The sequence below is a fragment of the Streptomyces sp. NBC_00193 genome (assembly GCF_026342735.1).
Classification (GTDB): Bacteria; Actinomycetota; Actinomycetes; order Streptomycetales; family Streptomycetaceae; genus Streptomyces; species Streptomyces stoeckheimensis.
Window position 1 is genome coordinate 444641 of sequence record NZ_JAPEMM010000001.1, and the last position, 11813, is coordinate 456453.

General features: G+C 73.0%; 9 protein-coding genes. 4 read left to right on the forward strand and 5 right to left on the reverse strand.

The genetic code is table 11. From position 1 onward, the window contains the following. Positions 1 to 20 precede the first annotated feature (20 nt). From OG898_RS01885 to OG898_RS01905, 5 genes are all read right to left on the reverse strand, one after another. Positions 21 to 914: an ABC transporter permease gene (locus OG898_RS01885; protein WP_250742116.1), complete on the reverse strand. Its 894-nt coding sequence runs from the start codon at positions 912 to 914 to the stop codon at positions 21 to 23. After that, entirely contained in the window at positions 911 to 1726 is an 816-nt protein-coding gene (locus OG898_RS01890; protein ID WP_266954568.1) for an ABC transporter ATP-binding protein, read from the reverse strand. The genes OG898_RS01885 and OG898_RS01890 overlap by 4 nt, the downstream gene beginning before the upstream one ends. A 7-nt stretch (positions 1727 to 1733) precedes the next feature. After that, positions 1734 to 2765, reverse strand: a complete 1032-nt coding sequence (locus tag OG898_RS01895; RefSeq protein WP_266954570.1) for an ABC transporter substrate-binding protein — start codon at positions 2763 to 2765, stop codon at positions 1734 to 1736. A gap of 110 nt (positions 2766 to 2875) precedes the next feature. After that, complete coding sequence (ssuE, locus tag OG898_RS01900; protein ID WP_266954572.1) at positions 2876 to 3433, reverse strand: NADPH-dependent FMN reductase; 558 nt, start codon at positions 3431 to 3433, stop codon at positions 2876 to 2878. A gap of 85 nt (positions 3434 to 3518) precedes the next feature. Continuing rightward, the gene (locus tag OG898_RS01905) at positions 3519 to 4457 is read right to left on the reverse strand and encodes a TauD/TfdA family dioxygenase (RefSeq protein WP_266954574.1); all 939 of its coding nucleotides are present in this window, start codon (positions 4455 to 4457) and stop codon (positions 3519 to 3521) included. 985 nt (positions 4458 to 5442) lie between these two features. On the opposite strand from OG898_RS01905, the gene OG898_RS01910 reads away from it, so the two are divergent. From OG898_RS01910 to meaB, 4 genes are all read left to right on the forward strand, one after another. Further along, on the forward strand, positions 5443 to 6624 hold the full coding sequence (locus OG898_RS01910; protein ID WP_266954575.1) for an ROK family transcriptional regulator: 1182 nt from the start codon (positions 5443 to 5445) through the stop codon (positions 6622 to 6624). Between the two features lie 62 nt (positions 6625 to 6686). Next, on the forward strand, positions 6687 to 8543 hold the full coding sequence (locus tag OG898_RS01915; protein ID WP_266954577.1) for a methylmalonyl-CoA mutase family protein: 1857 nt from the start codon (positions 6687 to 6689) through the stop codon (positions 8541 to 8543). Then, the gene (gene scpA / locus OG898_RS01920; protein ID WP_250742899.1) at positions 8540 to 10735 is read left to right on the forward strand and encodes a methylmalonyl-CoA mutase; all 2196 of its coding nucleotides are present in this window, start codon (positions 8540 to 8542) and stop codon (positions 10733 to 10735) included. The genes OG898_RS01915 and scpA overlap by 4 nt, the downstream gene beginning before the upstream one ends. A gap of 8 nt (positions 10736 to 10743) precedes the next feature. Continuing rightward, positions 10744 to 11730 (forward strand): methylmalonyl Co-A mutase-associated GTPase MeaB, encoded by a 987-nt coding sequence (gene meaB / locus OG898_RS01925; protein ID WP_266954580.1) that lies wholly within the window; start codon positions 10744 to 10746, stop codon positions 11728 to 11730. Positions 11731 to 11813 lie beyond the last annotated feature (83 nt).

Sequence of the window (11813 nt, forward strand, 5' to 3'; positions counted from 1 at the left end):
TGGTCAGGGGTGGCCGGGGGTCAGGACGGGACGCGCCAGGTGCTCAGGCGGCGTTCGATCGTGACGAGGATCTGGTTGAAGGCGAGGCCGATCGCGGAGATCGTGACGATGCCCGCGTACATCTGCGGGATCGCGAAGTTGAACTGCGAGGCGTTGATCAGGTAGCCGAGGCCCGCCTTCGCGCCGATCATCTCGGCCGCGACCAGGACCAGGATGGAGACGGCCCCCGCGAGCCGGATGCCGGTGAAGATGACCGGCACCGACGCCGGCAGGATCACCTTCTGGAACAGCTTGGGCGTGGACAGGTCCATCGAGCGCGCCAGCTTCACCAGGGTCGGGTCGGCGTTGCCCACGGCGCTGATGGTGTTGAGGAGGATCGGCCAGACGCAGGCGTAGACGACGATCGAGACCTTCGAGGTCTCGCCGATGCCCAGCAGCAGGACGAACACCGGCAGCAGCGCGAGCGCCGCCGTGTTGCGGAACACCTCCAGCAGCGGCCCGAGCAGCGCCGCCACCGGCCGGTACCAGCCGATCAGCAGCCCGAGCGGGACCGCGACGGCCACCGCGATGCCGAATCCGCCGAAGGAGCGGGCCAGGCTCGCCTTGCTGTGCTCGGCGAGCTGCCCGTTGCCCAGCAGCTCCCACCAGGCCTTGGCGACCTCGCTCACCGGCGGCAGGAACGTCGCGTCGACCAGCCCCAGCCGCGGCGCCGCCTCCCACAGGGCGAGCAGCGCGAGGATCGCCGCCGAGCGCAGCGCCACCGCCCGCAGCCCGCGCAGGACGCGCAGCGCCAGCGCCGTGGCCGGTGCCCGTACGGGGGCCGGCGCGGGGGTCCGTACCGCCGCGGGCGCGAGGGTCCGTACCGCCGTCGCCTCCACCGCCTCCTGCACCGCCGCTTCCACCGTGGTGCTCATACGGCGACCTCCTCCTTCTCCAGTTGCTGGGCTCGGGCCACCTCGTCGTGGAGCAGGGTCCAGATCTCGTGGCGGTGGCGGGCGAACTCCGGGCTGGAGCGCAGGTCTTCACCGGTGGCGCCGGTGGCCCGGTCGCCGAAGGACACCGGGACGACCTGCTTGACCCGCCCGGGGCGGGAGGTGATGACGGCCACCCGCTGCCCGAGGTAGACGGCCTCTTCGATGCCGTGCGTGATGAACACGATCGTCTTGCCGGTGCTCTGCCAGATCCGCCGCAGTTCGCCCTGGAGGGACTCGCGGGTCTGCGCGTCGAGCGCCGCGAACGGCTCGTCCATCAGCAGCACGTCCGGGTCGTACGCGAGCGAGCGCGCGATGGCGACCCGCTGGCGCATGCCGCCGGACAGTTCGTGCGGGTGCCGGTCCTCGAACCCGGTGAGGCCGACGAGGTCCAGGAACTCCCGCGCCTTCGCCGCCCGTTGGCGGCGCGGGACGCCGGTGGCCTCCAGGCCGAACTCGATGTTGCCCAGCGCGGTGCGCCACGGCAGCAGCGCGTACTGCTGGAAGACGATGCCCCGGTCGAGCCCGGGCCCGGTGACCGGCTTGCCGTCGAGCAGGATCCGGCCGGAGGTGGGCGGGGTCAGGCCGCCGAGCAGGTCCAGGAGGGTGGACTTGCCGCAGCCGCTGGGGCCCACGACGACCACGAACTCCCCCGACCCGATCTCCAGGTCGATGCCGTCGAGTGCGGTGAACTCCTGCTTCTTGTCCTTCGTCGGGAAGGTCTTCGTCACGGAGTCGAACACGATCTTCGCCATGGTGCCGTCAGCCCTTCCCGGACGCGTTGAACTCGTTGGTGTAGAGGTCGGCCGCCTTGAGCTGGCCCTTCTTGATCTCCCCGCGCTCGCCCAGCCAGTCGATCCACAGCTGGAACTCCTTGTCGGCGATCCGGCCGCCGGGCTCGGCGACCCCGTAGGAGCGCCAGTACTGCAGGGTCGAGGTGTCCTCGTTGCGGCCGCGCTTCTTGACGATCTCCGTCATCCGCGCAATGACCTCCTCGCGCGGGGTGGCGCGGGACCAGTCGATGGCCTTGGCCACGCCCGTGGTGAAGGCCCGGACGGTGTCCGGGTTCTCCTTGATGAACTTCTGCGTCATCACGTACGAGCCCGCGCTGAACGCGCCGAGCAGTTCGAAGTCCTTGAACAGCGGCCGGATGCCGCCCGTGGCCAGGGCCTTGTCGCGCAGCACGCCGCTGAGGACGCCGACCTCGATCTGCTTCTGTCTCAGAGCCTGTTCGGTGTTGACGGGGGGCACGACGAGCGATTCGACCTTGGCCGCGTCGGCCTTGGAGACGCCGTTGCGCTCCAGGTAGATGTCGAGCAGGGCCTGGGCGTGGGCGCCCAGGGTGTTCATGCCGACCTTCTTGCCGATCAGGTCGCGGGGGGACCGGATCGGGCTGTCCTCCAGGACGTAGTAGCCGAGGTAGGTGTCCTTGTCGGAGCCGTAGTAGGAGGTGACGGCCTTGATCTGGGCCTTGCTCGCCGCGAGTTTGACGATCGCGCCGTTGAAGGCGCCGCCGAAGTGGGTCTGGCCCGTGGCCGCGGACTGGATGTCCTGGGGGCCGCTGATGGTGTTGCCGACCCAGTCCAGGGTCACGTCGCCGAGGAAGCCGAGGTCGGCGGCGAGTTCGGGCAGGCTCACCGCGCCGACGTTGCCCTGGTACTTCAGGGAGGTGATCTGGCCACCGCGTGCGCCGGTGGCGGTCGCCGTCCCGCAGCTCACCGCGGCCGCCGAGATGCCGAGCAGGGTGAGGAACTGGCGTCGGGAGGTACGGGTGGTGGTGAAGGCTGCGGACATGGCGATTCCTTGTCGATCCGGGTCGGGCGAGTCAGGCGGGTCGGGCGAGTCAGGCGGGTCGTGCGGGGCGGGCGGGTCGTGCGGGGCGGGCAGGTGAGTCCGTACGAAGATCAGCGCGCGGTGGCGAGCGCGGCGGCCTGGGCGGCGCGCAGGGCCTCGGCGAACTCGTCGACGGCCTGGTACAGGTCCAGCTCCGCCTCCGGCCGCAGCCGGTCCGGGCCGGCCCCGCGCTCGACGGAGGAGTCGAGGACGAAGCGGCCGGCGGTGACGTGCCGGGCGCCGAGCGCGGCGAGGACCGGGCGCAGGGCGTAGTCGATGGTCAGGACGTGGGCGAGGCTGCCGCCCGTGGCCAGCGGGAAGACCGTCTTCCCGGCCAGCCCGTCCTGCGGGAGCAGGTCGAGGAAGGCCTTGAGAAGACCGGTGTACGAGGCCTTGTAGACGGGCGTCGCGATGACGATCCCGTCGGCTTCGGCGACGGCTTCCAGGGCCCGGCGGATCTCCGGCTCGCCGCGGCGGGCGGCGAGCAGGTCGGCGGCGGGGAGCTCCCGGACGGCGAGCTGCGCGGTCTCGTACCCGGCGTGGTTCAGGCGGCGCAGCACGTGGTCGGCGACCACGTCGGTACGGGAGTGGACGGACGGACTGCCGGTGAGGGCGAGCAGCTTGGGCACGGAGCGCTCCTTGACTGACGGGGAGGGTGGGGTGGGACGGGTCGTTCGAGGCGGGGCGGTGCGGGGCGGGGCGGTGCCCGTCGGCTCAGGCTTCGGAGGTGGAGGCTCCGGAGGCGATGCCGAAGGCCGGGTCCGGCACGGACTCCGGGCTGATCAGACGGGACGGGACCCCGTCGGGCCCGACCGGGACGTCGCCGTCGACGGTCACGCGGCGCAGGGTGCGCTCGTGGTCGTCGGAGTCGTCGACGCCGTAGTGCTGGGTGGCGCGGTTGTCCCAGATCGCGACCTCACCGGCCTGCCACTGCCAGCGGACGGTGTTCTCGGGGAGCTCGATGTGGGCCTGGAAGAGGTCCTGGAGGAGGCGCGAGTCGCGGCCGGTGAGCCCGTTGATCCGCTGGACGAAGTTGCCGAGCAGCAGGGTGCGTTCGCCGGTCTCGGGGTGGACCCGGACCACCGGGTGCTCGGTGAGGAACTTGGTCGAGGTGAACACCTCGCGGTACTGGGCGAGCGCCTCGGGCAGGGCGTCGGGCTTCAGGGCCGCGTAGTCGTACTCGTTGGAGTGCACGGCCCGCAGGCTGTCGGCGAGGACGCGGAGCGGCTCGGGCAGGCCGGCGTAGGCGGTGGCGGTGTTGGCCCACAGGGTGTTGCCGCCGTAGGGCGGGATGGTGACGGCGCGCAGGATGGAGAAGGCGGGGTAGGCGGGGACGAAGGTGACGTCCGTGTGCCACTGGTTGGCGCGGGCTCCGTGGTGGGAGTCGATGCCGAGCGCGTAACGCCCGTCGGCGGAGGGCACGGTGGGGTGCGCGACGGGCGCGCCGAGCAGCTGGGCGAAGGCCTCGTGCCCGTCTTCGTCGAGGTGGCCCTGGCCCCGGAAGAAGACGACCTTGTGGGCGAGCAGCGCGGCCCGGATCCCGGCGACGGCGTCGGCGTCGAGGTCGCCGCCGAGGCGGACGCCGCCGATCTCGGCGCCTATGCGGCCGCCGATCTTGGTGACGGTGAGGTCGGTGCGGGTGGCAGTGGACATGAGAGGCTCCTTATTTATTTCCGCAGAGGAAGAAATGAGGGGAAGCGAGGACGGAGGGAACGGAGGGGTCAGGGCGGGGGAAGAGGACCGGCTGCGGGCGGGGCGGTCTGCGACGTTCGGCGGACGGAGGGCGGCCGGTGGCGGGATGCGGCGGGCGGCCGGCGGCCGGCGGCCGGCGGCCGGCGACGGAGAGGAACGGGCGAGCGGACGGGCCGCTCCCGGGTGAGACCGGTCCGAGTCGCAGAGCCCCCGTGCACGCCCCCGGACGACGGGGCACGAACGCCCGAGCGCCCGGAACGCGGCGACGCAAGGATTCAGGGCCCTGACGCTCAGGGACGCTCACACCCGGGAGCAGCGATGCTCGGGGACGCTCACACCCGGGAGCAGCGGCGCTCACGGACGCTCACACCCGGGAGCAGCGGCGCCCAGGGACAGGCGCATCCGGGAGCAGCGGGGCTAAGGGCCGGCGGCGCTCAGGAACAGCGCGGGGCCGTACAGCGACGGCCCTGACACTCGCCCGGCGCGGTACAGAGGCCGGGGGTGTGGAGCCGCGGGGCGAGGAACTCGGTCGCGGTCATGTCCCGGAGACTGCCAGCGCCCCCACCCCCGGTCAACCCCACCGAGCACCCCCCACCCTCACCCCCGGACCCCGATGCGCACCCCCCGCGACCTGCGCTTTGACCGTTTCCCGCCACTCCCGGAACGGCCGAAACCCATGGCCTGATTTCACGTCCCCGCAACGCACCCGCCACGCACCACCCCGTCCCGGCCCACCCCGCCCCACGCCCCGCCGGGGTTCGAGGCGCCGGTCACCCACTTCAGCCCCGCCGGCGTTTGAGGCGCGGGGCCCGGGGCGGGGCCCGGGGCGGGGCCCGGGGCGGCGCCCCGGGAGCGGAGCCGCACGGCGGCGGCCCCGGCCCGTCCCCGCCGAGCGCGGCGACACGGCATGATCGGGACCACACCCCACCCCCCGAGGAGCCCACCCGTGCCCCCCACCCCCGGTGACAGCCGGGCCGCCGCCAACGCCGCCTCCGTGCTCCGCGCCGTCCTGACCCACGGCCCCCTCGCGCGCAGCGACATCCCGAAGCTCTGCGGTCTCAGCCCGGCCGCCGTGTCCCGGCAGACCACGGCCCTGCTCCGCGCCGGCCTGCTGCACGAGCACCCCGAGACGGAGCCGCACGCCGCGGCGACCGGCCCCGGCCGCCCCCGCATCCCCCTCGACCTGCACACCGGCCCCCTCGGCGGCCCCCTCGCCGCCGGCCTGCACATCGGCGTGCCCGCCTCCACCTTCAGCCTCGTGGACCTGCGCGGCCGCGTCCTGGCCCGCCGCGCCTTCCCGCACGCGGGCCGCTCCCCCGGCAGCCTCCCCGCCGAGATCGCCGCCGCACTCGGCCGGTTCCTCCAGGCCTCCAACCCCGCCGGCCGCCCCCTGCTCGGCGTCGGCGCGGCCCTCGGGGGCTGGGTCCGCCCCGCCGACGGCACCGTGGTCCGCCACGACGCCCTCGGCTGGCGCGACCTCCCCCTCGCCGCCGAGCTCTCCGACCGCCTCGGCCTGCCCGTCTCCGTGGACAACCACGCCCGCGCCGTCGCCCACGCCGAGATCCTCTTCGGCCGCCCGGAGGCCCGCTCCAGCCTCGTCCACCTCTTCATCGGCAACGTCGTCGACGCCGCCTTCGGTATCGAGGGCACCGTGCACCAGGGCCCGGAAGCCGCCGCCGGGGACGTCGCACACCTCCCGGTGCCCGGGTCACAGACCCCCTGCGCGTGCGGCCGTACGGGCTGCCTCCAGGCGACCGCCTCCGACGGGGTCCTCGGCGCCGAGGCCGTGCGCCGCGGAATCGTCCCGGAGCCTTCCGTCAACCTCCTGGTCGACGCCGCCGCCACCGGCGACCCCCGCGCCGACCGGCTGCTGCGCGAACGCGCCCGTACCGTCGGCCGGGCCGCCGCACTGCTCCTCGACGTGTTCAACCCGGCCGTCATGGTGGTCGCCGAGCTGGCCAGCATCCTCCACGACGGCTACCTCGACGAGATCCGGGACGCGGCCGGCGACCGGGACCGCTACGGGCGGCGGATCGTCGCCCCGCAGGCGGGTCCCGCCGTACTCCCGGTAGCCTCCGCGACCGTCCTCCTCGCCCCGCTCTTTCGTGACCCCTCCCGACTCACATGAGAGGGCGAGATCACATCCGGTGGTTATAGGTCGTTCACAAGGACCCCCCTAACATTCGAGCCATGACGGTCCTGCCTGATGACGGGCTCTCCTTGGCCGCCGAATTCCCTGACGCGACGCATGAGCAGTGGCAGCGCCTGGTAGAGGGCGTGCTGCGCAAGTCGGGCAAGGAAGTTTCCGGCGAGGCAGCGGAAGACGCGTTGTCCACGAAGCTTGAAGACGGGCTCACCACCCGCCCGCTGTACACCGCGCCCGAAACCGCGCCCGACACCGGCTTCCCCGGATTCGCGCCCTTCGTACGGGGCGGCCGCCCCGAGGGCAGCGCCGCCTCGGGCTGGGACGTGCGCCAGCGGATCGCGGGCACCGACCCCGTACGGGTGAACGACGCGGCCCTGGCCGACCTGGAGAACGGCACCACCTCGCTGTGGCTGGCCGTCGGCGACGCCGGCCTCCCCGCGGAGGGCCTGGGCCGTGCGCTGGAGGGGGTCTACCTCGACCTGGCGCCCGTCTCCCTGGACCCCGGAGCCCAATTCACCGAGGCCGCCCGGGCCTTGCTCGCGCTGTACGCCGAGCGCGCGGTGGCCCCCGAGGCCGCCCACGCCTCGCTGGGCGCCGACCCGCTGGGCCACGAGGCCCGGACGGGTGAGGCCCTGGACCTGGCGGAGGCCGCCGCGCTCGCCGCGGACACCGCCGCCTGGCCCCACGTACGCGCCCTGACCGTCGACGCCCTGCCCTACCACGAGGCGGGCGGCAGCGCCGCCGAGGAGCTGGGGCTTTCCCTGGCCACCGGGGTCGCCTACCTGCGCGCCCTCACCGAGGCGGGCCTGACGGCCGAAGCGGCCTTCGGCGAGCTGGAGTTCCGCTACGCCGCCACCGCCGACCAGTTCCTCACCATCGCCAAGCTGCGGGCCGCCCGCCGGCTGTGGGCCCGGATCGCCGAGGCCTGCGGGGCTCCGGGGGCCGGCGCCCAGCGCCAGCACGCCGTGACCTCGCCGGTGATGATGACCCGCCGCGACCCGTGGGTGAACATGCTGCGCACCACCGTCGCCTGCATGGCGGCGGGCGTGGGCGGCGCGGACGCGGTCACCGTGCTCCCGTTCGACCAGGAGCTCGGTCTGCCCGACGCCTTCGCCCGGCGCATCTCCCGCAACACCTCCACCATCCTGCTGGAGGAGTCCCACCTGGCCCGCGTGATCGACCCGGCCGGCGGCTCGTACTACGTCGAGCAGCTCACCGACGAACTCGCGCACGCCGCCTGGGAGTTCTTCCGGGGCGTCGAGAAGGCGGGCGGCCAGGCCGCCGCCCTGCGTTCCGGCCTGGTCGCCGACCGCCTCGCCGCCACCTGGGCCGCCCGCTCGAAGAAGCTGGCCACCCGGCGCGAACCCGTCACCGGAGTCAGCGAGTTCCCGCACCTCTCCGAGAAGCCGGTCGTACGGGAACCCGCACCGGCCCCGCTCACCGGCGGACTGCCGCGCGTGCGGCGCGACGAGGCGTACGAGGCCCTGCGCGCCCGCAGCGACGTACACCTGGCGGCGACGGGAGCCCGGCCCACCGTCTTCCTGGCGGCCCTGGGCCCGGCGGCCGCGCACACCGCCCGCGCCACCTTCGCCTCGAACCTGTTCCAGGCGGGCGGCATCACCCCGGTCCACGACCCGGTGTCGGTGACCCCGGAGACGGCGGCGGCCGCCTACGCGGCGAGCGGCGCCGACGGCATGGCCGTGCTGTGCTCCAGCGACGCGCTGTACGAGGAGCAGGCCGAGGCGGTGGCCGCGGCCCTGCGCTCGGCCGGCGCGACGACCCTGTTCCTCGCGGGCAAGCCCGGTACCGCAGCGGCGGCCGTGGACGAGTACGTCTTCGCCGGCTGCGACGCGGTCGCCGTGCTGTCCTCCGTACTCGACCGGATGGGAGTCGCGCAGTGAGCACCCCCCGCATCCCCGATTTCTCCGAACTCCCGCTGGACGGTGCGGCCCCGGCGGCCGGTTCCGAGGACCAGTGGCGCACGGCGGTCAAGGAGTCCACCGGGACCACCCCCGCCGACCTGCTGTGGGAGACCCCCGAGGGGATCGGCGTACAGCCCCTGTACACGGGCCGCGACCTGGAGGGCCTGGACTTCCTCCAGACGTACCCGGGTGTGGCCCCGTACCTGCGCGGCCCGTACCCGACGATGTACGTCAACCAGCCCTGGACGATCCGGCAGTACGCGGGCTTCTCCACGGCCGAGGAGTCCAACGCCTTCTACCGGCGCAACCTCGCGTCCGGCCAGAAGGGGCTGTCGATCGCCTTCGACCTGCCCACGCACCGCGGCTACGACAGCGACCACCCGCGGGTGACGGGCGACGTCGGCATGGCGGGCGTGGCGATCGACTCGATCTACGACATGCGCCAGCTCTTCGACGGCATCCCGCTGGACAAGATGACGGTGTCGATGACGATGAACGGCGCCGTGCTGCCGGTCCTCGCCCTCTACATCGTGGCGGCGGAGGAGCAGGGCGTCTCGCCCGACAAGCTCGCCGGGACCATCCAGAACGACATCCTCAAAGAGTTCATGGTCCGCAACACCTACATCTATCCGCCGAAGCCCTCGATGCGGATCATCTCCGACATCTTCGCCTTCACCTCGCAGAAGATGCCCCGCTACAACTCCATCTCGATCTCGGGCTACCACATCCAGGAAGCCGGAGCCACGGCCGACCTGGAGCTGGCGTACACCCTCGCGGACGGCGTGGAGTACCTGCGGGCGGGCCAGGCCGTCGGCCTGGACGTGGACGCCTTCGCACCGCGCCTGTCCTTCTTCTGGGCGATCGGCATGAACTTCTTCATGGAGGTGGCCAAGCTCCGCGCGGCCCGCCTCCTGTGGGCGCGCCTGGTCAAGCAGTTCGACCCGAAGAACGCCAAGTCCCTTTCCCTGCGCACCCATTCGCAGACCTCGGGCTGGTCCCTCACGGCGCAGGACGTCTTCAACAACGTCACCCGCACCTGCATCGAGGCGATGGCGGCGACCCAGGGCCACACCCAGTCGCTGCACACCAACGCCCTGGACGAGGCCCTCGCGCTCCCCACCGACTTCTCGGCGCGCATCGCCCGCAACACCCAGCTCCTCCTCCAGCAGGAGTCGGGCACCTGCCGTTCCATCGACCCGTGGGGCGGCAGCGCGTACGTCGAGAAGCTGACGTACGACCTGGCGCGCCGGGCCTGGCAGCACATCCAGGAGGTCGAGGCGGCCGGCGGCATGGCGCAGGCCATCGACGCGGGCATCCCCAAGCTCCGCGTGGAGGAGGCGGCGGCCCGCACGCAGGCCCGTATCGACTCTGGCCGCCAGCCGGTGATCGGCGTCAACAAGTACCGGGTCGAGACCGACGAGCAGATCGACGTCCTCAAGGTCGACAACTCCTCCGTGCGCACCCAGCAGATCGAGAAGCTGCGGCGACTGAGGGCGGAGCGCGACGAGGCGGTCACCCAGGACACCCTGCGGGCGCTGACCAACGCGGCCGAGCGCGGGGACGGCAACCTCCTCGCGCTGGCGGTGGACGCGGCGCGCGCGAAGGCCACGGTGGGCGAGATCTCGGACGCCCTGGAGAAGGTGTACGGGCGGCACGCGAGCCAGATCCGTACGATCTCGGGTGTGTACCGAACCGAAGCAGGCGAGTCCCCGTCCCTGGAGCGCACCCGCACGCTCGTCGACCGGTTCGAGGAGGCGGAGGGCCGCCGGCCGCGCATCCTGGTCTGCAAGATGGGCCAGGACGGGCACGACCGCGGCCAGAAGGTGATCGCGACCGCCTTCGCCGACCTGGGCTTCGACGTGGACGTCGGCCCGCTGTTCCAGACCCCGGAGGAAGTGGCCCGCCAGGCCGTGGAGGCCGATGTGCACGTGGTCGGCGTCTCCTCGCTGGCCGCCGGTCACCTGACCCTCGTACCGGCGCTGCGCGAGGCCCTCGCCGCGGAGGGGCGCGAGGACATCATGATCGTCGTGGGCGGGGTGATCCCTCCCGCGGACGTCCCGACCCTCCTCGAGATGGGGGCGACGGCGGTGTTCCCGCCCGGCACGGTCATTCCGGACGCGGCGCACGACCTGGTGACGCGGCTCGCCGCGGACCTGGGCCACGAGCTGTAGGCGCCGCTGTGCCGCCCCGGATCGACATCACCGCCTACACGAAGGGCGTACTCGACGGGAAGCGCGCGTTCATCGCGCGCGCGATCACCCTCGTCGAGTCCACCCTGCCCGCACACCGGGCCCTGGCCCAGAGCCTGTTGACGGAGCTCCTGCCCCACTCGGGGCGGGCGCGCCGCATCGGCATCAGCGGGGTGCCGGGCGTCGGGAAGTCCACCTTCATCGATGCCTTCGGCACGCTGCTGACGGGGCTGGGCCACCGGGTGGCGGTCCTGGCCGTCGACCCGTCCTCCACCCGTACGGGCGGCTCCATCCTGGGCGACAAGACCCGGATGGAACGCCTCTCCGTGGACCCCGCGGCCTTCGTCCGCCCGTCCCCGTCGGCGGGGACGCTGGGCGGGGTGGCGAAGGCCACCCGGGAATCGATCATCGTGATGGAGGCGGCGGGCTACGACGTGGTCCTCGTCGAAACGGTGGGCGTGGGCCAGTCGGAGACGACGGTCGCCGGGATGGTCGACTCCTTCCTCCTGCTCTCCCTCGCCCGCACGGGCGACGGGCTCCAGGGCATCAAGAAGGGCGTCCTGGAGCTGGCCGACGTCCTCGCCGTCAACAAGGCCGACGGCCCGCACGAGCGCGACGCGAAGTCCGCGGCGCGCGAACTGTCGAGCGCGCTGCGCCTGATGCACCCGGCCGACGCCGCGTGGACCCCGCCGGTCCTGACGTGCAGCGCCCGGGAATCCACGGGCCTGGAGGAGGTCTGGAACCGCCTGGAACAGCACCGCGTGCTCCTGGAGGCGGGCGGCCGCCTGGCGTCGAAGCGGGCGGCCCAGCAGGTGGAGTGGACCTGGTCGATGGTCCACGACGAACTCCTGGAACGCCTCCGCTCGAACACGGCGGTACGGGACCTGGCCCCCACCCTGGAATCAGCGGTCCGGGCGGGCACCCTGACCCCCACCCTGGCGGCAGACCGCCTCCTGGCGGCGTTCACCGACTCATAATCCAGCCCCGCCGGCGTTCGAGGCGCGGGGTCCGGGGCGGAGCCCCGATCTTTCAGCCCCGCCGGCGTTCGAGGCGCGGGGTC